Here is a 22,833-nt window from a genome sequence, read left to right on the forward strand (position 1 = left end):
TTTCTAAAAAGTCCTTTGCCCCGCGATATGAGACATCGCATAGCTTCAATAAAATGGAAACTTTCAAGATGCTTTTGTCGGAATAAGCCTTTCTTCTACCTCTGCCTTGTTTGTTAACAAAGTTAGAAGGCAAAAGCTTGTCTAAGTACTCAATAATCTTTACAATATCGTTTTTTGTAAGTTCTTGTGGTACCATTTATTTGGGCCTCCTTTCTTATGTTGGGATATTTCAATGGTACCACCATTGGAATTTGGGAGGCCCACTTTTTTCGCGACACCCTATAAGTTATTTTCAAAAAACAGGTAGTATAAAAGACACTGTCAATAAAGTGCCAATTTTCCTCTAAAGAGACTATGTCTCTGAATTTAGGCATGCAATAAAAATTTGTTTTTTCACGAGAATACACCAAAGTTCATTTTCATCAATGGTAGAACATATCATTTCTGACTCGTGTATGCGTAATATCTTTCCTGACGTATAATGAATGCTTAGTCATGTTCGGGGAAGTTCTTTCTTTAAAATGACTTTGTTTTGTGCAATGTCGTACAGAATCAATTTTCCTTGAGTTTGATCTGCAAATCCTACAACCGTCTCATTAACAAAAAACGGGGAGATTATATCCTGCCATTCAGGTATAACATCTAATTGAGGGGAGTTATAACTTTCTATCTCGTAACCTTTATCTTTGGGAGTAGCAATGGCTAGCTTGTCTTCAAATCGCAATGCAAAGCATATTTTTCCGCTATCGCTCCAATCGCAGATGGGTGAAAGGGGAGGCATTGTATAAGCATTCGTAGAAACAGGTGCATCAGAACCCGTTTTCATGTCAAGAACATGAAGTTCCGTGCGATGATCATTTACAACGGACCATGCAATCTTACTTCCATCTTTTGAAATGCTTACATCAAAACTGGACCTTGGTTTATTTGAAGTGACTATTTTTGCGAAGTTGTTTTTGTAGTCGTATTCGACCAGGTAAATCGGACTTTTTTGCAGATAAAGCGGACCTTGGGAAGTTTTCCAGGAATAACTTTCCAGAAAGAACACACTGTTCTTGAAGATGTCTGCTCCATAAATAAGTATGAAATCAAAGTTCGGAATTCCTTTTACTTTTTTCTTGTCAATGGTTATAAATTCCTTCGGGTTCTGGATGTTTGTTACATAAAACTTTGCAGGATCCAAATCGTTGTAAATAACGATATTTCCAAAAGGATCACAGTTTACAATAGTACGAGATGATGGATAACCTGTGTATCTTAAAACATCCAGATACACAAAGGAAAAAATCGCTCTGTGCTGAAAATAATGTAACTGTAGAAATAAGCATGGATAAAATGAAGAAAGCAACAAACAACCTTTTCATTCAAACCACCTCGAATTTTCTATAATAGGACCAGAGTTCAGTTTTTCCATTATTCGCTCTGTTAACTCAAAATACATAAGTTGAGAAGATACCAATTCCACTGCCACTCAATATCGCTGGAAGAGCTATAAGAAACATGCGCACTGGAGGCTGAAAAAGTAGAAGCAACCAAAGTGGCATGAAGCAAATTATTGCCGACCCCAGAACAATGATCCATCCCAGAGAGGGAGAGGGTTTTACAACAAGAATTTCTCCTTTCACAGATATACCTCCTTGCTAAATCTTTCAATTATTCCAACCTGTTTCAGGATATAGGATTTCTTAAACATTTTCTTCTAATTATCGATCCTCCAATAGTTGCTTTACCCTGGATTTCTTTCCGTTTTCCAAGCTGTCTTTTCTTCCAACGAGGGTTTCTTTGACATTAACTGCACCCCCTTGCCTTTACTTTATTTCTCTACTTATATGTCCAATTCTTCAGGGGAGCAGTAAATAGTTTTTGCTCCATATTTGGGAGCCGAAGGAAATTCATCAATCCTTTCTAACAAATAGCTTCAATATTTCAACAGAATCCTGTGGACAAAAAATGTGATTATCGGAGATGTTTTCTTTTCCATACACTGATCCATCGAAAGGTTTTTCGACACATTTTGAACATAGCTTGCATTCTTCTGTGGAAAGGCTCAAATCCCATTTTGTGGATTTAGAAAAAATATTGCTTTCCAGGGAACAATTGCCTTTTCCAGATAGTATTACTGCAACATGGTTGCGATAGAAAATATTCTTCGATAAATCTAGTTCTGAGACATCAATAAATTTTGCACCAATTACATTTTCAGAAAATTTGTTGTTCTGACTGTATAGCGTATCTACGTTGCTTACAAGAAGACCTGTTCCCATGTGTTTTACCAGGTTGTTGGTGAATTCTATGTTATTAGCTGCTGATACAAGCATTGCTGTTCCACGGTATGTGAAACCTCCTTTGATTTTTTCCTTAACACCATTGAATACCGAGGTAGATATCGAAAGTGACCCACCAGAAAATAATATAGCGGTGCCAGAGGTCTCAAACTTACAATTTCTGAAGCTCACGTTGCTCATTATACTTTGGAAAAGCCTTCCATTTCCTCTGAAATTTATTCCCTCAAATTTTAGTTCATCAGAACCAATAACAACAATCATAGGGATTTCCGAATCAATTGGTTCAAAATAAACTTTTCCTTTCTCACCAACTATCTCAAGGGATTTGTTTATGACAGCTTTTGTACTATAAACACCCGGCATGACAATAATAATGTCACCGTTTTGAGCGATATCAATAGCTTTTTGAAGTGAATCTATGCTACCTTCTGGATTGACTGTTATTGTTCTTACCATCTCTTCATCAGCAATCAGAAGTGTTGAAAGGACTAGCAAAACGGTGAAAAACATTAATGATTTTTTCAATAGCATACCTGTCCCTCCCCGCAATTCACATTAAGAAGCTTTGTCTCAAATTCAAGTCAATTTCACGATGACAGCATGTCTCATAAGGAGTATCGAGAAGTGAATACCAACTACACGGATAAATTGTTACGCATTCATATTCACCAACACAGGTTTCAGGATAGGTGCACTGTGCGAGACAATACGCAGTACATGCTGCATAACAAACAGCATTTGTTCCACAAGTTGCACATCCTGCTACACATTGAGCGTAACAGGTCCAATCAGTGTATGCAGGTCGTACTTCCGTACACCAACATTCAGTGCGGGGTTCAGTTATACTGTCATCACATTCAACTCGAAGTGGTATTATACTTTCTGCAGAAAACAATACTGTTGAAACCATAATTAGAAGAACAAAAACCATCCTTTTTAACATGCGAATCCCTCCTTTTGTTTCTTTATTTCCTAAGTACATGTTCCTTCGACCCCCAAATATGGGAAAAACTATTTATTTTTAGGATATAAAAATCAAAAATCTTGCTATGTCAAGAAAGTGCTGTAAAAACATCCTTGTATCCCAAAAAAGACTACGACTCTGTATTTAGACATCGCAATCTTGCTTTACCTCTAACACAACAAGAGATATAAAAATCCGGCTCATATATTTCCAACTATCGATCAGGTAATAATACAGAAATTATCTGTGTGTCTTGATTACTGTTGAGTTCTTTGAGTTTGGAATTCAAAGAATTTTCGTACATGTTTTCCACACTGCCTTTGCTTGGACCATCTTTTGGACCAATCACGTCATCTGGATCAGCCAGTAAAGGTATGAGGCTTTAATACTGAATCATTGTGCTCATTTCATTCACGCTTTCGTTGACTGTAGATGGTGGGGTTTCATCTGTGTATTTCTTCCTATCACCTGGACTAGCAAAAATAATTGCAGAAAAAAGGAATAGGACAATAGACAATATGGCAATTTTCTTGAACACAATATCATCTCCCTGAGCTCCTTTGTAACCTAATTTTATCATCCGCCATATGATTTTCAAGTTTACTGGGTTCTGTAAGCCTTTCTGGTAAAGGGTTACAGCCAAGCAATTTTGTGCAATTTTCACTTACAGGAAAATTCAACCCATAACGGTCCATATGGTAAAGTTAAAATATATAAAATGTGTAATGGGAGTGATTTTTGATTAGCAAGAAATTTCCTGAATTTGTTGCGACTTTCTTGGAGTACGGTGGTTACGGAAAACCTTTTTTAAATTATTACTTCAATCATTCGAAGGACTCGGATTGGCTGGATTATTTTTTGATACTCAAATTGGTTTGGAAGCGAGAATATCCGAAAGCTCTGAGAAAGATTGACAGGGTATTAAAAAGAGTCAGGAAGAACAAAACGCTGACGTATTTTCTCCTTGCAGAGAAGCTTGCCTTGTTATCCAGATTGGATATTGAACAGGCAATTTTACTGTATAAGCAGTTAAAATATGACTTCTCGCAGATACCAAAAGCAGCGAGGAATATTGTTGCAACTGTGATGATAAATGTTCATGCAGAACTGCAAAGTAATGAAGATATGCATGAATTCAGAACATGGAGCAAGCAATACCTCGAGCACAATCCCACAAGAGTATTTCTCGAACTTGGAATAGCAAGAAGAAAAGCAATTTCCGGAAATCTAGATATGGCGAAGGAATTATTTTTGGATGCTTTTGAAATCGCCAGAAGCATACCACATCCGGGTGGGATGAGTGATTCTTTAAACGATTCTGCGTGGTATTTAAGAGAGTATGATTCGGAATTTTCACTAAAACTGGCACAGAAATGCCTGTACATAGATGGTCAGTACTATGAAAAATTCAACGGAGTAATAAATGAGTTTGACACATACCACAAGGTTTTGAAGCTTACAAAGGTTGAATGTCTTTGTGAAAACGCAATGATTTTATATTCAATATTCGAACTGATTCAGGAAACAGCGAAGGGTTATCTATACAAACGATATGAGGGGATGTTAAAGGAGTGCTTGAAATTCATAGCTGACCTTGAAGTTTCCTCTTACCGATCGGAATTGGCATTAATTGAAAATCTAAGAAGCAGGATATCTAATATAACAGCTGCTTCTAATAAAACAGGAATCGCCAGGCACAGACTCAGAGGGTTACTTAACGGCAAAACCCAAACCGTCAGGGGTGAAACTTTAAGGAAGATAATCACCGGATTGAGAATCGAGGTTGATCCACTCAACGATCCTTATCCAATCGTGAATGAATGGATAAAACTTCAGATAGATAAAGGCTTTGAAAATGCGATAACAGAGCTGGAAAAACTCAAACCATCCGAACGTGAAATATTAATCCTCTCAACATACACCGCTCTTTTGAACAGAAGGAAAGATTATCCTTACCTGAGCAGAAAAGGGACGCTTTCCCGTGCACTGGAACTTTGTAAAGAAGACCTTCGAAGGTTTAGAGAATTTACGGAAAATCGTTATGAAATGAAGAAATTCGTGGCTCAACTCTTCGAGCTTCATCCGTTCCTCGAAGGCAGGAGAGACCTTGTCAGAAAATTCCTGAAGGCCTTGCCTGCGAGAAAAAGAAAAGAGTTCATCCAGAAGCATCTTCAATTTGTGGATGAAGACAGAGGGGTAATAGATACCTTCATGAGAAACTACGTTCGCTACGACAAAAACTGGGGGCTAAGAATGAAACCTCCCGCAGAACTTTATCCCTTCACCCAGAAATACAGGCTAAAGAAAACCCAGACCGCCCTCGCTTACTGGGCGCTGGATAAGAAGAAGGAAAGGAAAAAGCTGATTAATAAGCTTCTGAGGTTTATTTGAAATATTTCTTATACTTTTGGTGTCTTCGGTGTTTAACCACCGGCTTAGGGTGTCACAAAAAAAAGCAGGTCTCTCAAATCCCGGTGATGGCATTATTGAAATAACCCAACACAAAAATGGCTGGTATTATTGGTTGTTACTGATTTTTGAGACATTCCATAATTTTCAAAGAATTTTTAAAATCGCCACCCGATCTGGGTGGCGGTTTGTTGGTTTATAGGTTTATCCTCTCAGATATTGACTTAGCCTGCAAGAATAACAGTAAATAATCCCTTCCTCCGGCTTTTGAATCCGTTCCTGACATGTTAAAGCCACCAAAAGGATGTACACCAACGAGAGCACCTGTGCATTTTCGATTGAAATACAGATTACCCACGTGGAAGGTTTTCTTTGCTTCTTCAATGCGTTCTCGTTTTTTCGTGTAGAGCGCACCGGTTAAACCATATTCGGTACAGTTGGCTATGTCCATAGCGTCGTCAAAATCCTTTGCCTTGATAAATGCGGTAACCGGGCCAAAGATCTCTTCTTGCGCGACCCTTGCATAGCGATCAACATCTGCTATTACGGTTGGCTCGATGAAATACCCCGGTAAACCTTCAACACGCTTTCCACCAGTAACGAGCCGCCCTTCTTCTTTACCTATGTCTATGTAGCTCAAAATTTTCCTCATGGCATTTTCATTGACCACGGGGCCAAGCCAGTTTTCCGGGTCTCTCACATCACCAATTTTTATCTTCTTTGTTCTTTCGATAACCTTTTCCAACAATTCATCGTAAATGGCTTCAACGGCTATCACCCTTGAACCTGCGGAACATTTTTGACCCTGAAAGCCAAAGGCACTCGCGACAACGCCATCAGCAGCTGCGTCAAGATCTGCTGTTTCGTCAATAACTACTGCGTCTTTTCCACCCATTTCGAGCACTACACGCTTTATCCACTTTTGTCCGGGCTGGTGTTTGGCAGCTAATTCGTTAATCCTGAGGCCCACATCTTTAGACCCTGTGAAGGAAATGAATCTGATTTTTGGGTGTTCCACAATGTAATCGCCTATCTCAGCACCGCTACCGGGAACAAAATTCACGACTCCTTCAGGTAAACCTGCTTCGTGGAGTATTTCGACGAATTTTGCTGCAATTATTGGAGAGTCACTTGCTGGTTTAAGAAGCACACAGTTCCCCGCAACAGCAGCTGCGGATGTCATACCGACCATAATTGCGCCTGGGAAGTTCCACGGCGGAATTACAGCCCCTACACCTATAGGAATATAAACAAGTTCATTGTTCTCATTTGGAATTCTTACTACCGGTTGCTGTGAAGCGTATCTTACAGCTTCCCTTGAATAAAATTCTAAAAAGTCAATCGCTTCTGCGAGATCTGCATCGGCTTCAAGCCAGTTTTTACCCACTTCAAGAATCATGGTAGCGTCCAGCTCATAGCGTCGCTCTCTCATTATTTGGGCAGCCTTTAAGAAGGGTTTTACCCTTTCTTCAACCGGCGTGTGCTTCCAGGTTTCGAAAGCCTCCCAGGCTACATCCAGCGCCTTGTCTATGAGTTCCCTGATGGCTTTTGATGTAACCCCAACAATTTCTTCCGGATTGCTTGGGTTAATGGATTTGTTTTTCTTCTCAGTACTGTACTTTTTTCCACCTATTATGAGGTCGTAGTCTTTTTTCTCGTTTGCGACTTTTTCAAGGGCTTCCTTCATCTTTTTTCTGACATCCGGGTTTGACGGGTCAATATAACTCTCATTTTTGAAAGGTGGAAGGACAATGAAATCTGTTGCTTCTGGCAATTCAAACACCTCCTGTGAACTTTATACAACGTTTTTCTCTCTTGAAACTCCTTTTGAAAATCTTTCCATTTTCAGGTTTGATATGTCCACTTTTTTCGGACTGCCGTATATTATCCAGTCCGCCATGGCTTCACCCACCGCCGGGGCAAGCATAAAGCCATGACCGCTAAAACCAATCGCGAAGTAGAAATCTGAAAGCTTATCGGATTTGTCAATAATCGGCTGAGCATCAGGTGACATATTGTAAAGCCCTGCCCAGTGCCTTAATACCCTGACTTCTTTTAAGAATGGGAAGAAATGAGGCATCTTCTCCGTCATTTCCACAAGGAATCTCCAGCTTGGGTCGTGCTTGTGGCTGGGCGGTTCATCTTTATCACCCTGACCCATGATGAAATTACCAGATTTCGTTTGCCTTATGTAAAAATTGTTCACAAAACTTATCACCAGGGGATCTAGAATATGCTCCAGGGGTTCGGTAACGAATATCTGGTGCCTGTAAGATTCCGTGGGTAATTCCACGCCAGCCATAAGGCCCACTTCTCTTGAAAATCCCCCCGCGGCATTTACCACTACCGATGTTTTGATGTATCCCTTGGTCGTTAAGACCCCTTTGATTTGGCCATTTTGAACGTCTATGTCGGTTACCTCTGTGTGTGTAAGAATCATCGCGCCCATCTTTTCTGCCGCTTTGGCATATGCCATAGTTGCAAGATGAGGGTTAGCATGTCCATCAGTGGGGCAAAAAGTAGCGAGTTTTAGCCCTTCAAGATTCATGAAGGGGAATTTTTCTTTTGTTTCTTCTTTGCTTAGCAGTCTTACGTCCAGCCCTTCCTCTTGCTGCATAGCTACATTTTTGTGAAAAAGCTCCACTTCCTCATCCGTGTAAGCAAGGAGCAAGTAGCCACCATGATAATATTCTATGTCCATGCCAACTTCTTCTTCGAAGCGTTCAAATAGTTTGACACTCCTCATAGCCAGTCTGACGTTCATTCTCTCGCTCCATTGTTGCCTGATTCCGCCTCCACAGCGTCCCGTTGCACCTGAGGAAAGATAGGACTTCTCAACAAGAACGACATCTTTCAGTCCCTTTTTGCAAAGGTAAAAAGCTATGGCAGTACCGATGATACCTCCTCCAATGATTACGACTGATGCCTCAGCCCTCATTACTTTCACCACCTTTGGCACTTTTACTGACAGCCTTGAAGGTCGTTGGAATCACAGGTGGCCTGAAGGTGCCTGGATCGAGTTTTTCAATGGGGATTCCGGTTTTACGCGAGAGGATCATCAGAGCGTTTAACCGACAGGTACGGCCACCGCAAGGTCCCATTGCTATTCTCAGTCTTCTCCTGAGTTCTTCAAAATCTGTGTATCCTTCCTCAATGGCTTTTTCAACATCCCCCACCGTAAGCTCTTCACAACGGCAGACGATAGCTTCTGGCTTCATTTCGACAACCTTTATATGTCTAACTTTCTTGGCTTCTTCCAGAGGCACTTCGATATAAACAACGGTTGTACTGTTAGGAGCTTTAACAACTTTCGTTACCTTTGCAACACCTGCAATACTGCCATCCTTTCTGAGGGCATATACCTGATCCCCTTTTGAAGGTATCGGCAAGAACTCATAAGGTATGCCAACTATGGCTGTTCCCTTTTCCTCATTTTCTTGCATCATGAATATGGCCAAGCCGGGACATTTAGTAGCACAGATACCGCAACCGGTACATTTTTCATAGTCGATAACCGGAACGTTGTTGATGTTTTTGCCAATCGTGATAGCACCGAAAGGACAGCTTGTTTCGCAGGGATTGCAAGGGATGGCTTCACTACATTCTATGATAGGTCTGAGCTTCCCCTTATAAGCCTCATAGGAGGGCTCAACTTCCGTTTCACGTGGCAATTTTTCCGGGAAGCTGAGATTGAGCTTTTCAAGCCCTTTTCTAACCTTCGATGAAGTAGGTCCGCTTCTAAAAGCTCTCAATTGCTCTTGGAATTCTTTTAAGCTTTTTTCATCGGTAGTTCCTTGCAAATCCTTCACACAGCTGAGACCTGCTATTCTTCCCTCTACCATAGCCGTTGTTGCTTCTTCAATGCCACTGACATCCCCGGCCACAAAAACATTCGATACGGTGGTCCTCATATTTTCATCCCTTACAGGTACGTAACCACCGAGTTCAGAAATGAATTGAAGCCTGCCGCCTGCTTGTGAAACCAGTTCTGCTGAAGGTGCTAATCCAACAGCAATACAAATCGTATCTACCACAAATTCCCGCTCAGTACCGGGAATCACTTTCCAGGAGTCATCAACCTGTGCTATGACTGCTCCCTGAACTTCTTCCTTTCCCAAAGCCCTGATAATTGTATGCCTCAGAAGTATAGGAACACCAAGCCTTCTGACTTTGTTTGCATGAACCTGATATCCCCCTACCCTGTTTGAGGCTTCTATAATAGCTTTCACATTCACCCCAGCTTGCATTAGCTGATAACTGACTATAAGCCCTATATTTCCTGAGCCAATCATGAGGACGTTCTCTCCGGGCATAATACCAAACTGGTTCATGAGAGTCTGGACTGCGCCAGCCCCATATACCCCGGGGAGATCGTTATTCTCAAATTGAAGGAATTTTTCTGAAGCGCCAGTAGCAATAATGAACCTTTTGGGGTTGAACAGTGTTGTGCTATCACTTGGCCTATGCAAAACGGGGACCCCGTCTTCATAAACACCGATGACTGTTGATTCTGACATTAGTTTCACATTATCCATGCTTTTCAATTCTTCGATTAGTTTTGTGGCAATTTCAAAACCCCTCACCGAAGCGTAAAACTCCTCATTGCCAAAGAACTTATGGGTTTGCTTTACCAATTGGCCGCCAAACTTGACCCCTTCATCGACTATGAAGACTTTTAAACCCGCCTTTCCTGCTTCAATCCCTGCCGCAAGCCCTGCGGGCCCACCACCTATGATAAGAACATCACACTCAGTCAAGGAACTCCCCCCTTCCCTTCTGGCGACGCACAGCCATTCCGTCTTTTACCAGCGTCATGCAAGTTCTGACATTTGGAATGCCATCAACTTCCATGAGACAGGAGGAACACTTGCCAATAGCGCAAAAAAGCCCTTGCGGCCTTGCCTTTTTGGGGGTATATCTGAGAACCCTTATTCCATTAGCATGCAGCGCTGCGGCTATTGTTTCACCTTCATAAGCCATGAGCTCTCTCCCCTCGAAGAAAAAACGGATCTTTTTTCCTCTTTCAAAGGTGAGAATAGGGTGACTTTCGATTCTTTCCACCGATAATCGCCTCCGTTTTTATTTTCCCATTATCAAGTATAAGGAATAAACGCGTTAAAGTGAAAAAGCGTATTATCGAGCATACCTTAGAATATTGCTCATAAACTGCTATAATCTTCAAATGAAGACGCTTATTCACGGAGGGATTTTCGTGATAAACAAAAATATGAAAATAGAAGAAATCGTTGAAAAATATCCTTGCCTCATCGATTTTTTCTTCAAAGTAGGGCTTAAAGTCATGGTCTGCGGCGATATTTTGTGGGGAACTTTAGAAGAAGAGGCTATAAGACAAGGAAAAGGTGAGATGTTAGATGAAATCGTTTCAAAAGCAAATGAAATTATCGCAAAAGAAGGGGAAAAGAAAAACACCTTTCTCAACATAGGAGATGATGAAAATGATTAAGATTCTGGGACATCGGGGTATGGGAAAAGGAGAGGGGGAAAATAGCCTTCTATCTCTTATCAGAGCAACTCAGCTTGGTGCCGATGGTGTGGAAACTGATGTGTGGCTCACAAAAGACGGTTCATTGATTCTCACTCATGATGAAGATTTGAAAAGGCTGTTTGGCGTTGATATAAAAATAAAAGAGGTGAGCTATAAAGAACTCAAGAAAGCAAAGCTCATATCGGACGAAAAGCTCACAACTCTAGAAAAGGCCTACCTTGAACTACCAGATGACGTGATCATCAACGTGGAAATCAAAGATCCAGATGCTGCCCGATTCGTTGTCCCGCTGGTCAAAAGCTTTGATGCACTGGAAAGAACAGTTTTTTCTTCTTTTATCCACGAGTGCTTATCTGAGGTGAGAAAAGCCGATCCCAAAGCCAAAATCGGTCTTTTGATAGGCGAGGATGCAGAGGGCAAGGGACTGGAATACATCGAAGAACTCATCGGGCACTACGCTCCTTTTTCCCTTCATCTACCAGTCCAGATTTTTGAGAGGTTTGGCTTAAAAATAGGCTTGGAACTACTGAAAGGCTTTCGCAATAAAGGGATTAAAATAGCACTCTGGACGTTGAATGACCCTGAATTGGCTTTGAAGGTTAGAACTCAATGCGATTATCTGATCACAGACAATTTGACGGCAATGCTTGCGGTTAAAGGCGGAAGATAGAGGTTGAGGTGTCTTAATGTTTTACTTTGAAAAGATTTTGAGTACTTTTCTTACGCCACCCGGGATAATTATCGTCATCTTGCTTGTTGCAGGATTGATAAGCCTTAAAAGAGCATCTGGATCCTATCAAAAAACGCTTGCATATATTGTGGTTCTAACCACTTTATTTCTTTATCTGTTAAGTACAGGTATCGGGACGATTTTATATGTAAAACCTCTCGAACAAGCTTATTCCACACCTTCTCTGGATTTGCTTCAAGATCATGATGCCATTGTTGTTCTGGGAGGGGGAATAGTTCTTGGAAACGAAGAAGTGGAATTGGGTCCTCATACCCTAAAACGCCTTCTAAAGGGGTTTGAGCTTTATAAGAAATTTGGCAAACCGATTGTTTTAACAGGTGGTTCCCCTCTTGGAAGAGACTCTCTGACAGAGGCAGAAGTCATGGCAAAGGTGCTTAAGGAATGGGGTGTTGAGGATAAAGATATCATTATTGACAAATCAGCAAGAACAACAGCTGAAAATGCCTTTGAAGTTTCAAAAATTCTCCATACAAAAAACTGGAACAGGGTTATTCTTGTTACTTCCGCTGTACACATGAAAAGGGCTGTTAATGCTTTCCAAAGAAATGGCATAGTCGTTACACCTTATCCAATGGATTATCTTTATGATTATGCTCCCTTGAGCTGGGTAGATTTTTTGCCAGGAAAAGATCCACTGGAAGCCAATTTAATGGGAATTCATGAGTTCATAGGCCAGATATGGTATAGAATTCGAAGTAGGTGAAAGTTATGTGCGATACGATAGTTATAACGCCTAAAATCACAGGAAATAAAATGCTGTTTGCTAAAAACAGCGACCGTGAACCCAATGAACCTCAGGCAGTGATATTCTTTCCTTCTAAAATTCACGAAGAAGGTGAAGTTTCTGCAACTTATGTTAATATCCCCCAGGTCAGGAAGACAAAAGCTTTTTTACTTTCAAAGCCCTCCTGGATATGGGGTGGGGAAATGGGAATTAATGAGGACAATGTGGCGATAGGAAATGAAGCTGTGTTTACCAGAGAGCCTGTATCGGAAAAGGGATTACTCGGAATGGATCTTCTAAGAATTGCCCTTGAAAGGGCTTCTTCGGCTGACATGGCTCTCGAAATAATTACTTCTTTACTTGAAAATCCCGGGCAGGGTGGAAATGGCGGCTTTACAAAAAGGCTACTCTATCACAATTCTTTTATTATAGCCGACAAAGAAAAAGCATGGATTCTGGAAACAGCGGGCAAGTATTGGGCTGCCAAAAAGGTTGATACCATCGGTACCATATCAAACGCCCTTACCATCGGGAATGATTTCGACATGATCCATCCCGAAGCAATTGAACATGCAGTAAAAAAACATTGGTGCGAAAGCGTAGACGATTTTGAATTCAACAAGGCCTTTGGCAAAAGGCTGTATGCACTTTTCTCTGGAGGACGGTTCCGGAAGGAGCGTACCGAAAAGTTGATAAGGGACAAGCTTCCTCAGCTAACTGTAAAAGAAATTTTTGAGATCTTGAGAGACCATGGAGACACTCAAAACATTACAAAAGGATCTATGCGAACAGTGTGCATGCACGCAGGCGGTGTTATTTCAAGCCAGACAACTGCTTCTATGGTTTGCGAAATAAGTGACATAACAACAGTATGGATAACAAACAACAGCGCTCCCTGCTTGTCTGTGTTTAAACCCGTCTGGTTCAATGGAAACGAGAGCACACTGCCTTATGTAAAGGAAGAGGAAGGTATGAAACACTGGTATCATGGGGAACGCTTTTACAGAAAAGCTCTGAAAAACTACTTAAAAGCCCGTGAATTTTTTGAAGAAACCGCCGAAAAACTTGAGCTGGAACTGCTCTATAAGGTAAACAAGGCATTTGAAAAGGAAATACCTGATTTTGAAAGCTTAAAAGACATTTCAAAGGAAGCCTTCAGCAAAAGCTGGAAAATAATAGATGGTTTAATTTCCAAAACTTCGGAATTGCCTGCGGGGAAACGTTCGCTATATTTCAAGCTATACTGGCTAATTCAAAACAGCAAATTCAAAGGCTAATGCCAATTCTAAAGAGATTTTAAGTATATGTTTTTCATGAGAATATCTGCTGCCTTTGCCGGAGCACCATGACCCGGAAAAACTTCCATTTCAGGATATTCCATCAGTAAACCTTTCAGCAATCTCAATGATTCAAAGAGTTTTTTTTCGTTTCCACCGGGTAAATCTGTTCTCCCTATGGAATCAGAGAATAGAGTGTCACCTGTGAAAAGGTATTTTTTCATATACATGAAGCATACTGAACCGGGTGTATGGCCAGGCGTTTTGATAACTTCAAAATATTCGGGCAAATCATCAATGTTGCAAAGGTTGAATTTCTTAATGTCAGGAGTCTTCAATGGAAAATATAACGAAAGATTTGTTGCGGGATTGGTGACAAAATCGATGCTTTCGTTAAAATACAGGTTTGCACCCGCAAAATGCGAAAGCTCAAAAATATGATCAATATGAGAATGCGTTAGAAGAACCCAGAGATTTTGCCTATTATTTGTTTCTATTTTTTCAAAGGTCCCTTTTCCGGGGTCAATCACAAAAATCTTCGTTCCATTTTTTAGAACATATGTGTTTTCTTCAAACATATCTGACTGTATTCTACAAACCATAAACCCCCTCGCTTATTTACCGGATTTATTTACCTTTTTTCTTTCCTTTACAGGTAAAAATTCTTCTCGTGTATCTAATTCCATCCTTTCTTTTGCATAGTATTTAAACTGTATGCCAAAACTCACCAAAAATATCAGCACAACCATAAGAATTAAAATAAGTGCCTCTGGCACATTCGGAAATTTTATTGCCAGGAAGCCGGCTATTGCAATGCCGGAAAGAAAACTCCCCGTTAAAGAAGTTACAGTAATTATCAGCTGGCTTTCATACTTTTGAACTATTAAAGCCACAATAATACCCGTGATAAAGAAGTACGGATTAAGGATATTCAGGTCTTTACCAATATTCAGGCTTAAAAAAAGATAAACACAAAGAAACATCGTAACAAGCATGGAAATAATGAAAAGAAAGACCTTTCTTGCCTTTACAGATATTATTGGAAGTAAAATTGCGCAGAGAAGCCCAAGCTCGATACCATAGATATCTTTTCCCGCAGAACTGCCAAATTTGTAGCCCATGTAGTAGCCTGCTAATACCCAGGCACCTGTGTAGGGAATGATGAAGATCTTTCTTCCCAGAAAAGCCAGGACAAAGCCGAGAATCGCGATTATCAGGAGTATCGCAGGATCAAAATTCTCGAAGGACTTTATAAAAGCCCTCAGGCTTTCGAGATCAGCGCTTTTCAACCATAGTACAAATTCATCCAATAAATCTACAAATCCCTTAAAAAATGTGAGCAGAACTATCTCCCCTTAAATTTTTAGAGTGTCACATACTAATATTTTAGCCGGTTTCCAGGAAAGCTTCGACTTCCTGATTCCCGGGATATCCAAGTCCTGTTGCAAATTGATGAAGGTGCAATCAGGAGCTGCTATTTTCGCCGTATCTCTTCTTAGAGCAACATATAAACCTTCGTATTTCTTCGAAAGATCTGCTTTCTCCACGAAAACAACAAAGGTATCTTTTCTCAAATAACTCCCCAGAGAAAATCCCCTGATTTTTTCATCAACAAATGTTACTATACCGCTAATTGGTAGAAAATCCATCAATTCAAAGAGCTTAATAATTGATTCCCTTTCAAAAATCAAATTATCGTCCCGGTTGCAGCCTTTTTGCTTGCACCAATAATCAAAAAAATCCAGCACCTTTTCTCTATCATGCTTTTGAATTTTTCTGCTGTAATAAGAAGGATGGGAACCAATGAATTTGTTGAGCCTGTTCTTCTTTTTGTGAAGCTTCCTTCCTGAAAGATTCCTTATATCCTCTGCACGATATATATACTCCCATTGCCCGCGATTTATAATCCTTTCATAGTCAATTCCAAGACAATTGACTCTTGCTACAAAGTCCTCATCACAATCTCTTATGAAAAGGGGAGAGTTAAATTCATTTCGAAAATACTTCTTCATAGCATACAAATACCCAGCAAGATCGGTTCGAGGAACCAGTGGAGGGAAAATAGAAGGAGTTTTTCCAGAAGGAGTACTCAAGATTATCATTTTCTCCTCTTCAAAATATACTTTTGCGCCATGAAAGTGCTCATAAGCAAGGAGATTTGCAAAAGCAATTTTTGAGTTTTCAACTTCATATCGCTCAAGATAAGCTTGATATTTCTCGAAATCCTGTGTTCTTAGTATCACAAACTTTATATGATCGCCCCCATTAAATTATAACGCATGGAACAAGATCGATAATCAAACGTATGATTTACAGATAATTTGCAACCATTTAGTAAATTGTTAATGAGTGTATTCATCTTTGAAAGCACAAATGGTAAAATATGGCTGATTGATTATGATGCATAACGACTGTTGGCACAGGCTTAGGCACCTTGCAAAAGCCATGAATTACACTTCCGCTTTTAGCCTAAGAAGCGAGCTGAGGGATATTTTCCTAAATCGCGAAAAATACAGGGAATGCTTTCCTTTTGCTATTGCCTTAGATATTTTTATGTCAAAAAGCTTCGACAGGCAACCCGTTTCAGAGCAAATTAACATCTCTTATAAGCCTGAAGAGGCTTTGTGGGGAATCTTTGAGCTTACTGAATTCTACAATAACAAAAACATGGGCATGCACGCCTACATGGCAGCTGCCCTTGGGATGGATATCATAAAAAAGCACAAAATTCCTATCCAACTCGAAATCACTGCTAAATACTACAAAATGATGACCGCTTTTGAGCTGGGTTTTTCAGATGAAGTTATTAGATATTACAACGAGCTACTCGCCAAAGAAAGCGAAATACCTAGAGAAATCAGACTTGGTTATTACAATGCCATGGGTTTGATCTCAGCCCAGTTTCCTGGTGATGACCACAAAGCTATTGATTATTACAAAAAGGCAATTCACGAAGCAAACATTCCTCAAAAAGCGGATATCATAAAAATCAATTTTGCCGATTATTACTATGGTCGCGAAAAATTTGGAAAAGCGCTAAAACTCCTTGATGGCGTTATTTCAACCAATTTTGCCTCAATAAGAGGTTACCTTAACACGCTAAGGCTTAAAATATACCTCCAGATTTCCCAGGACGATGAATGTAAAAAGGTAGCGAAGGAACTTGAAGAACTCAATAAAAAGAGGGAAGACTGGATTGGGAACTGGCGCTCTTTTATCTTTCTGGGACATTACTACGCTAAAATTGGTGATCACATCAGAGCTTCCCATTACCTGAACAAGCTCAAGAACGTCGAGGATTTCAAGTTTAATTCTTATCTTCAGGGGGAAGCTTTAGTGCTTGAAGCCTCTCTCGAGCTTGCAAAAAAGAACAGCATTGAAGGGCTTAAGAAGATCATACAGGCTTTTCAGCTTTTGAGTTCTTACAAGACCGTTTCACCTCATTTGAGAGGCATGATAAAGAACCTTCTCAATAGTGTTGTAAATATATTTTCACAGTTGATAATTGAGATTCGTTCTAAAGACCCTTACACAGCATCACATACCCTTCGGGTTGCCAGTATAGCCCACCGTATGGGCGAAAAACTTGCTTTATCAAAAATCCACCTCTTTTACCTGGTAGTCGGGGCTATGCTTCATGATTATGGAAAGATAATGATTCCCACCTATATACTCAACAAACCAGCGAAATTGAGTCTTGAGGAGTATAAAATAGTCAAAATGCATCCCGAATACGGTGCTTCAAAACTTGAAAAAATGCGTTTTCCCCAGGAGATTATAAATGTGGTTCTCTATCACCATGAGAGAGGAAATGGAAGCGGCTACCCCGCAGGGCTCAAACTCTCTGACATACCCTTTTTGGCTCAGATTGTTGCCGTGGCAGATGTCTATGATGCGCTTACCACCGATAGGCCTTACAGGAAAGCTCTAAACAAGAAAGAAGCCCTCGCTTATATCATTGAACAAGGAGAAAATCTCGCTAAAAAAGAGGTCATAAGCGCTTTCTCCAAGTGTTTGAAAAAAGGCATTCACCAACCAGATGAAGCGGAGTTTGCGGATATCTGGTCGGATATCATAGAAACTTTCATGGCAAAATAAAATAGGGGCTATGCCCCTATTTCATAATTTTCACCCATTAATCTTCTAATTTGTCATCATCATCGGGAAAAGTCCACATTCCAGGTCCCATTAATACTGTAAACATTCACATTACCCCCTTTTCCAATTTTTTTCTCTAACTCGAAATTGTTTTCAAAATAGGTCGTTCGATATAATAATATGAATACTTCCAGTTTTAAGTTCTTTGGTATTCCTCATTCGTTTGACAATATAATTGTACTATTTGTAAGCAAAAAAACCAAAAAGCTATTATTAAAGAATATTGATAAGAAAATCCAATCTAAATCAATGTAATCCAAAAAAATGATGAAAACTAACCGTAAATCGGATTTGTTCGTCTTTCCTTCTGAATGCTCTTGTTTTGAATGGCGATATTATCTCAGACGATTGAACTGCGGCACTGAATAAAAAAACGGGCTAAATGATGATTTTTTAGCCCGTTTTTAGATGAATTTTATTAATTCAGAGCCCGGAAGCGAAAAAGCTTACAGTGCCTTTCAAAAGCATTTCTATTTCGTGCTGCTTATTGAAAGTGTGTTCAGCCCCCTCAATTGCAAGCAGTTCATAACCTTCTTCAGCTGCTATGGTTTCGCTGTGAAAAATTGGAACCGCTTCATCAGAAGTACCATGGATAATTTTTACCGGTCCCTTATAGTTCTTTAGAAGTTCATAGCTATTTTCACTAATAATACTTTCAAAGAAGTTCTTACTGACATAAAGGCCACCAACATCTAAAAGCCCCTTTTCATCAAAGGTCCTTTCTTCTTTAGAAAGATGATAAGTAAAGATCTCTTTATTCAACAAAGCAGGTGCCCAAAAGCAAACTGCCTTTGGAATCTGCGGATGCTTTCCACTGAACATCGCAGTAATTGTTCCCCCCATGCTGAAGCCAAGAAAGCCTATTCTCTTCTTGTTGATGTAAGGCAAAGAAAGAGCGAAATCATAAATGCGTTCAAGATCTTCAAGTTCTGTATATACCGTCATATCTTCGAATTCGCCATCGCTGTTTCCAGAACCAAAAAAGTCAAACCTAATGCTCGCAATTTCTTTTTTGCAGAGTGCATCAGCGGTTCTTTTGAAGATAAAGTGCGGTTCAAGGTGATTGCCGGTAAAACCATGGGAAAATATCACCAGGGGAAATTTCTGATCGCCATCAGGCTTCTGGATAATACCAAAAATCCTTTTCCCTTCTTCGCCTATAATAAAAGGAATTTTCTCCATAAAAGCCCTCCCTATTTCTGAATTCACTCCTAATAAGTATAACAAAACGGGCGGAATAATCCGCCCGTTATTTCTTGGTTTTTTATCTACTTATTCAATACCAGCATAATCTTTTAGCGTATCCAGGAAAACCGGTGAGAAAATAAGTCTCCCGATTTTTTTGCCTATTTCTTTCTTCATTATTGTTGCTTTCTTTTTCATCTCAACTGATTTTTGCTTCATATTTTCCATAGCGCCTTTTGCTCTTGCTTCAAATTCCTTTAGAGCTCTCTCTTTCTCTTCCGGGGTCATGTTCATCAATTTTTCCTTCATTGGTTCTGGAAGTTTTTCAGCAAGCTCTCTGGGGTTTTCTTTGAATTGTTCTACTCTTTCTCTTAAGACTTCGGGGTTAATGTCCAATTTTTGGAATCTTCCAGCAATATTTCTTTGGATAATATTCTTGAGCTTTTCAGCTTGTGCAAGTGTTATATTTTCTTTGAACAATGTTATTACTGATTTTTGTATTTCGCCAAAAGCTTCAGCCCGCTTATTCAGTGCCTCGTGGATTCTCTTGATCTGTTCCTCGTTATCATTTATTAAAGCTTCTCTGAGCTTTTCAAGTAATTCGGTCTTTTCTCCGATCATTTCATCCATCTTTGCTTTCGCATCCATAAGACCTTCGTATAGTGTCGCTGCCTGCTCCTTGGTAAGGTCGATTGCCCTAAAAACCTCTAAAATCCTTACTGACAAGCCAAGGGTAGCGGTTTCAGTTTTTGAAACTTTTTCTGTTGCCATAACTGCGGTTAGTGATAGCAAAACAACCACGAAAAGGATCAATGTTTTTTTCACAGAAAATCCCTCCTTTTTTAGAGTTTACACATCTTTTTCGACTTTTCAAAAAAAGAGGGGTTGAATTTCTAATAATTCTCTAAGATTCACTCTCTTGTTTTTCTGACCTTGCCAGAATGGTGGGTCAATATTGACACATCGGAAAGTATTACAGGGGTTCCGCTCATTGAAATGAATATCAACTTCTCGCTATCTACAGATTCAACGGTGCTCATAGAGGTTCTCAGCCCAATTATTGCATTTGCTCCAAAATTTGCTGCTTGAAACTTCAAATCTTCCAAAAGAGAGAGTTTGAGCTCATCAAGCTCATACGTTAGTGAAAAAGCTCTAACCATTTTGTTTTTAACTGTCTGGACTCTTATTGATTTCATATCCAGTGTTAAAATGGCTTCCGCGGATATCGCCTGAAAGTATCTTTCAATAGCGACAGGTACGGTATCAACAGATAAAACAACAATATCTGGAATAGCAGTTTCTGCCGGTCCGTGATGGTTTTTATTACTGAGTTTGCTGGCACATTCAAGACAGTAATTCTTCCCGTTGATTTTAACGATTTCTTCTTTCGGAAAGCGTTTTCGGCAGGAATAGCAGACTTTATTCATATTCAATCCCCCTGTATTTTATCTATATCATTCTCATTTTAACAAAAAAAGCTTTCAGAATGCATTTAGTAAGATACCGGCTAATCCTCCACCAAGAATGATCCATATTGGAGAAAGTCTTTTCAAAAAAATCAAAAGCAGGAAAGCACAAGCAAAGATAAGGGTTGAAGATAAATTTATTATAGAAGCAGATCCTATTCGATAAGTTGCAACAAGGATTAAAACAAGAGCCGCACCTTTGAGTGCCCCTATCAAGCGTTTTTCATCGATGAATCTTGTAATGAGCTTCAACGTTTTCAAAAGCACATACACCCACAAAATGCTTGGAAGTATAAACCCTGTGGTTGCCAGCAAGGCACCAACAAATCCGTAAAGTTTGTAACCTATAAAAGTCGAAGTGTTTAACCCAATTGGGCCAGGCGTCATCTGGGCAATCGAAAGAAAATCCAGAAATTCCTGCTGAGTAAACCAATGGTGTATCTGAACCACTTCATCCTGTATCAAACCAATAGCACCATATCCACCACCGAAGGCTATCAATCCTATTTTAAGGAAAGTCAGGAATACTTCTATCATTTTTTATCACCCTGCACTATATATACGATAGCTGTGGCAACTAAAACTGTCCAGAACAAAGGTAGTTTTAAAATTATCACTAAAAGCGTTACTAAAAACAACGATACAAGAATTTTCATTTTCTTTAGTTTGCTTAAAATCAGCGAATAGGATAGGTAAACCAGTATAGCCGTAATCGATGCTCTCACTCCTTGAAGAAAGCTTGAAAGGATAGGGATATTAACTATGTTGCTAAAAACTACCCCTACAAGTATCATGATAAAAAAGGGTGGGACTATAACTCCAATTAATGATACTATTGCACCTGGCAATCTGGCTATATTGTTACCTAAGATCAGCGAAACATTCACGGCAATTGCCCCGGGTACGCTTTGAGCCCTCGCCACTGCCCCGAGAAATTCATCATCAGAAACTATGGCGTACCTTTTCACCAGGTACTCCCTAATAACCGGTATCATAGCATAACCGCCACCTATTGTAATAGCGCTTATGGTTGCGAAAATCGAAAATAATCTAAATAGTTTTCCTGTCTCTCTTGCATCCATAACAGAAAGATTTTACTATATAGTTAGGGTGTCTCGAAAATCAGTAACAATCAGTAACAACCAATAATATCAGCCACCTTTCTGTGAGGACGGCTGTTCAAGACATTGAAAATAACACAGAGGTTGTATGCCAATATGGCCAAACCCAATACCGCATCATAATTCCTGTTTCTCACATACCAGATGTATTCCAGAGTGAAATACTCTTGTAGAATGTTAATCGTTCTTTCTATCTCCCAACGGTTTTTATACTTCTCCGCATAGCTTTGCCTCAATTGAATGCCCAGCCAACGAGCCTGACACTGTTTTTCCAGTGATACATCTTTCCTTTTGTTTGTGTCTATTACCGGTATCATGCTACTGCGATCGAATATATAACGGTATATCTGCTGCGAATCATATGCGCTGTCTGCGAGGAAATACTTATATCCCTGGCCAGAATCTATCTGTACCTTTGCCATTGTCGAATCGTGTACAGCTGCTGTCGTTGTCATCCAATCTTGAATCAATAGGTTCTGTGCATCCAAACTCATATGTACCTTTCTTCCATATTCCCAGCCTTTTGTTGTCTTTGTCCAGCTGGATTGGGGGTCTTTGTATTTCCCTGCCCTTCTTCGCCTTTGTGCTGTATGGGCTTTACAAGTCTTGGTCACGAAAGGAATCCACCACCAACTCAATCCTTTCAAGTCCTTCTATATCCAAAAAGAGGTTTACAATATCTTTGTTTATCCTGTGAAGAGGCAATTCTCTTACTCTCCTGGATATAGTCTGGAATGGAGGTATGTTTTTCAAGTCCAGGAGTTCCATGTATTTGGGATTCTTTTTTAAAAAGTCCTTTGCCCTGCGATATGAGACATCGCAGAGCTTCAATAAAATGGAAACTTTCAAGATGCTCTTGTCGGAATAAGCCTTTCTTCTACCTCTGCCTTGTTTGTTAACGAAGTTAGAAGGCAAAAGCTTGTCTAAGTACTCAATAATCTTTACAATATCGCTTTTTGTAAGTTCTTGTGGTACCATTTATTTGGG

Annotated in this window: 24 protein-coding genes and 1 pseudogene; 6 read left to right on the forward strand and 19 right to left on the reverse strand. The window is 39.9% G+C overall.

The genetic code is table 11. The features are described 5' to 3' along the window. The 5 genes and pseudogenes from AT15_RS09280 to AT15_RS10310 form a co-directional block, all read right to left on the reverse strand. Window positions 1–196: pseudogene (locus tag AT15_RS09280) on the reverse strand (hypothetical protein); the annotation flags it as partial. A gap of 297 nt (window positions 197–493) precedes the next feature. Beyond that, window positions 494–1,276 (reverse strand): hypothetical protein, encoded by a 783-nt coding sequence (locus AT15_RS09285; RefSeq protein ID WP_153019739.1) that lies wholly within the window; start codon window positions 1,274–1,276, stop codon window positions 494–496. 154 nt (window positions 1,277–1,430) lie between these two features. Further along, window positions 1,431–1,625, reverse strand: coding sequence for a hypothetical protein (locus tag AT15_RS09290; RefSeq protein ID WP_068348862.1), 195 nt, complete (start codon window positions 1,623–1,625; stop codon window positions 1,431–1,433). A 270-nt stretch (window positions 1,626–1,895) separates the two neighbouring features. After that, complete coding sequence (locus AT15_RS09295) at window positions 1,896–2,816, reverse strand: NosD domain-containing protein (RefSeq protein WP_063728789.1); 921 nt, start codon at window positions 2,814–2,816, stop codon at window positions 1,896–1,898. A gap of 815 nt (window positions 2,817–3,631) precedes the next feature. After that, entirely contained in the window at window positions 3,632–3,787 is a 156-nt protein-coding gene (locus AT15_RS10310) for a hypothetical protein (protein ID WP_161484674.1), read from the reverse strand. Window positions 3,788–3,987: 200 nt separating this feature from the next. Between AT15_RS10310 and AT15_RS09305 the strand changes: the two genes are divergently transcribed. Further along, window positions 3,988–5,640: a hypothetical protein gene (locus tag AT15_RS09305; RefSeq protein ID WP_068348869.1), complete on the forward strand. Its 1,653-nt coding sequence runs from the start codon at window positions 3,988–3,990 to the stop codon at window positions 5,638–5,640. 214 nt (window positions 5,641–5,854) lie between these two features. On the opposite strand, the gene pruA is transcribed toward AT15_RS09305, so the two are convergent. Genes pruA through AT15_RS09325 form a run of 4 tightly spaced genes read right to left on the reverse strand, consistent with a single transcriptional unit; the run spans window position 5,855 to window position 10,719 of the window. Continuing rightward, window positions 5,855–7,432, reverse strand: coding sequence for an L-glutamate gamma-semialdehyde dehydrogenase (pruA, locus tag AT15_RS09310; RefSeq protein WP_068348872.1), 1,578 nt, complete (start codon window positions 7,430–7,432; stop codon window positions 5,855–5,857). A 21-nt stretch (window positions 7,433–7,453) separates the two neighbouring features. Beyond that, on the reverse strand, window positions 7,454–8,596 hold the full coding sequence (locus AT15_RS09315) for an NAD(P)/FAD-dependent oxidoreductase (RefSeq protein ID WP_068348876.1): 1,143 nt from the start codon (window positions 8,594–8,596) through the stop codon (window positions 7,454–7,456). Next, complete coding sequence (locus tag AT15_RS09320; RefSeq protein ID WP_068348879.1) at window positions 8,586–10,415, reverse strand: FAD-dependent oxidoreductase; 1,830 nt, start codon at window positions 10,413–10,415, stop codon at window positions 8,586–8,588. The genes AT15_RS09315 and AT15_RS09320 overlap by 11 nt, the downstream gene beginning before the upstream one ends. Next, window positions 10,408–10,719, reverse strand: coding sequence for a (2Fe-2S)-binding protein (locus AT15_RS09325; protein ID WP_068348882.1), 312 nt, complete (start codon window positions 10,717–10,719; stop codon window positions 10,408–10,410). Before AT15_RS09325 ends, AT15_RS09320 begins: the two co-directional genes overlap by 8 nt. Window positions 10,720–10,870: 151 nt before the next feature. On the opposite strand from AT15_RS09325, the gene AT15_RS09330 reads away from it, so the two are divergent. Genes AT15_RS09330 through AT15_RS09345 form a run of 4 tightly spaced genes read left to right on the forward strand, consistent with a single transcriptional unit; the run spans window position 10,871 to window position 13,916 of the window. Continuing rightward, a complete protein-coding gene (locus tag AT15_RS09330; RefSeq protein WP_068348885.1) occupies window positions 10,871–11,122 on the forward strand; it encodes a DUF1858 domain-containing protein in 252 nt (83 codons plus the stop codon). After that, window positions 11,115–11,834, forward strand: a complete 720-nt coding sequence (locus AT15_RS09335; RefSeq protein WP_084251699.1) for a glycerophosphodiester phosphodiesterase family protein — start codon at window positions 11,115–11,117, stop codon at window positions 11,832–11,834. The genes AT15_RS09330 and AT15_RS09335 overlap by 8 nt, the downstream gene beginning before the upstream one ends. A gap of 16 nt (window positions 11,835–11,850) precedes the next feature. Beyond that, on the forward strand, window positions 11,851–12,618 hold the full coding sequence (locus AT15_RS09340; RefSeq protein WP_068348888.1) for a YdcF family protein: 768 nt from the start codon (window positions 11,851–11,853) through the stop codon (window positions 12,616–12,618). A 5-nt stretch (window positions 12,619–12,623) separates the two neighbouring features. Beyond that, window positions 12,624–13,916 carry a C69 family dipeptidase gene (locus AT15_RS09345; RefSeq protein ID WP_068348889.1) on the forward strand — a complete coding sequence of 431 codons (1,293 nt, stop codon included), beginning with the start codon at window positions 12,624–12,626 and terminating at the stop codon, window positions 13,914–13,916. 8 nt (window positions 13,917–13,924) lie between these two features. Here AT15_RS09345 and AT15_RS09350 read toward each other — a convergent pair whose 3' ends face one another. From AT15_RS09350 to AT15_RS09360, 3 genes are read right to left on the reverse strand one after another with little or no spacing between them, the layout of a single operon-like run. After that, window positions 13,925–14,518, reverse strand: a complete 594-nt coding sequence (locus AT15_RS09350) for an MBL fold metallo-hydrolase (RefSeq protein WP_084251700.1) — start codon at window positions 14,516–14,518, stop codon at window positions 13,925–13,927. Window positions 14,519–14,530: 12 nt separating this feature from the next. Next, on the reverse strand, window positions 14,531–15,226 hold the full coding sequence (locus AT15_RS09355; RefSeq protein WP_068348895.1) for a hypothetical protein: 696 nt from the start codon (window positions 15,224–15,226) through the stop codon (window positions 14,531–14,533). Window positions 15,227–15,271: 45 nt separating this feature from the next. Then, a complete protein-coding gene (locus tag AT15_RS09360; protein WP_068348898.1) occupies window positions 15,272–16,159 on the reverse strand; it encodes a DUF2156 domain-containing protein in 888 nt (295 codons plus the stop codon). Window positions 16,160–16,313: 154 nt separating this feature from the next. On the opposite strand from AT15_RS09360, the gene AT15_RS09365 reads away from it, so the two are divergent. Further along, the gene (locus tag AT15_RS09365) at window positions 16,314–18,014 is read left to right on the forward strand and encodes an HD domain-containing phosphohydrolase (protein WP_068348901.1); all 1,701 of its coding nucleotides are present in this window, start codon (window positions 16,314–16,316) and stop codon (window positions 18,012–18,014) included. A gap of 483 nt (window positions 18,015–18,497) precedes the next feature. On the opposite strand, the gene AT15_RS09370 is transcribed toward AT15_RS09365, so the two are convergent. From AT15_RS09370 to AT15_RS09400, 7 genes are all read right to left on the reverse strand, one after another. Continuing rightward, window positions 18,498–19,256: an alpha/beta hydrolase family protein gene (locus AT15_RS09370; protein WP_068348903.1), complete on the reverse strand. Its 759-nt coding sequence runs from the start codon at window positions 19,254–19,256 to the stop codon at window positions 18,498–18,500. 90 nt (window positions 19,257–19,346) lie between these two features. Continuing rightward, window positions 19,347–20,084, reverse strand: coding sequence for a hypothetical protein (locus AT15_RS09375; protein ID WP_068348906.1), 738 nt, complete (start codon window positions 20,082–20,084; stop codon window positions 19,347–19,349). Between the two features lie 86 nt (window positions 20,085–20,170). Then, window positions 20,171–20,686 carry a heavy metal-binding domain-containing protein gene (locus AT15_RS09380; RefSeq protein WP_068348909.1) on the reverse strand — a complete coding sequence of 172 codons (516 nt, stop codon included), beginning with the start codon at window positions 20,684–20,686 and terminating at the stop codon, window positions 20,171–20,173. Between the two features lie 54 nt (window positions 20,687–20,740). Further along, window positions 20,741–21,262 carry a chromate transporter gene (locus AT15_RS09385; RefSeq protein WP_068348912.1) on the reverse strand — a complete coding sequence of 174 codons (522 nt, stop codon included), beginning with the start codon at window positions 21,260–21,262 and terminating at the stop codon, window positions 20,741–20,743. Continuing rightward, window positions 21,259–21,807, reverse strand: a complete 549-nt coding sequence (locus tag AT15_RS09390) for a chromate transporter (RefSeq protein ID WP_068348916.1) — start codon at window positions 21,805–21,807, stop codon at window positions 21,259–21,261. Before AT15_RS09390 ends, AT15_RS09385 begins: the two co-directional genes overlap by 4 nt. 50 nt (window positions 21,808–21,857) lie before the next feature. Next, window positions 21,858–22,460: a transposase gene (locus AT15_RS09395; RefSeq protein WP_068348919.1), complete on the reverse strand. Its 603-nt coding sequence runs from the start codon at window positions 22,458–22,460 to the stop codon at window positions 21,858–21,860. Then, the gene (locus AT15_RS09400; RefSeq protein ID WP_068348921.1) at window positions 22,444–22,824 is read right to left on the reverse strand and encodes a transposase; all 381 of its coding nucleotides are present in this window, start codon (window positions 22,822–22,824) and stop codon (window positions 22,444–22,446) included. The genes AT15_RS09395 and AT15_RS09400 overlap by 17 nt, the downstream gene beginning before the upstream one ends. Window positions 22,825–22,833 lie beyond the last annotated feature (9 nt).

This window comes from Kosmotoga arenicorallina S304, assembly GCF_001636545.1.
In the GTDB taxonomy this organism is placed as follows: Bacteria; Thermotogota; Thermotogae; order Petrotogales; family Kosmotogaceae; genus Kosmotoga_B; species Kosmotoga_B arenicorallina.

Excerpts from the sequence above, each read along its gene's own strand:
- AT15_RS09295 (WP_063728789.1), bottom strand. The coding sequence starts at position 2,816 with ATGCTATTGAAAAAATCATTAATGTTTTTCACCGTTTTGCTAGTCCTT.
- AT15_RS09315 (WP_068348876.1), bottom strand. The coding sequence starts at position 8,596 with ATGAGGGCTGAGGCATCAGTCGTAATCATTGGAGGAGGTATCATCGGT.
- AT15_RS09335 (WP_084251699.1), top strand. The coding sequence starts at position 11,115 with ATGATTAAGATTCTGGGACATCGGGGTATGGGAAAAGGAGAGGGGGAA.
- AT15_RS09340 (WP_068348888.1), top strand. The coding sequence starts at position 11,851 with ATGTTTTACTTTGAAAAGATTTTGAGTACTTTTCTTACGCCACCCGGG.
- AT15_RS09345 (WP_068348889.1), top strand. The coding sequence starts at position 12,624 with ATGTGCGATACGATAGTTATAACGCCTAAAATCACAGGAAATAAAATG.
- AT15_RS09350 (WP_084251700.1), bottom strand. The coding sequence starts at position 14,518 with ATGGTTTGTAGAATACAGTCAGATATGTTTGAAGAAAACACATATGTT.
- AT15_RS09365 (WP_068348901.1), top strand. The coding sequence starts at position 16,314 with ATGATGCATAACGACTGTTGGCACAGGCTTAGGCACCTTGCAAAAGCC.
- AT15_RS09370 (WP_068348903.1), bottom strand. The coding sequence starts at position 19,256 with ATGGAGAAAATTCCTTTTATTATAGGCGAAGAAGGGAAAAGGATTTTT.
- AT15_RS09380 (WP_068348909.1), bottom strand. The coding sequence starts at position 20,686 with ATGAATAAAGTCTGCTATTCCTGCCGAAAACGCTTTCCGAAAGAAGAA.
- AT15_RS09385 (WP_068348912.1), bottom strand. The coding sequence starts at position 21,262 with ATGATAGAAGTATTCCTGACTTTCCTTAAAATAGGATTGATAGCCTTC.
- AT15_RS09390 (WP_068348916.1), bottom strand. The coding sequence starts at position 21,807 with ATGGATGCAAGAGAGACAGGAAAACTATTTAGATTATTTTCGATTTTC.
- AT15_RS09400 (WP_068348921.1), bottom strand. The coding sequence starts at position 22,824 with ATGGTACCACAAGAACTTACAAAAAGCGATATTGTAAAGATTATTGAG.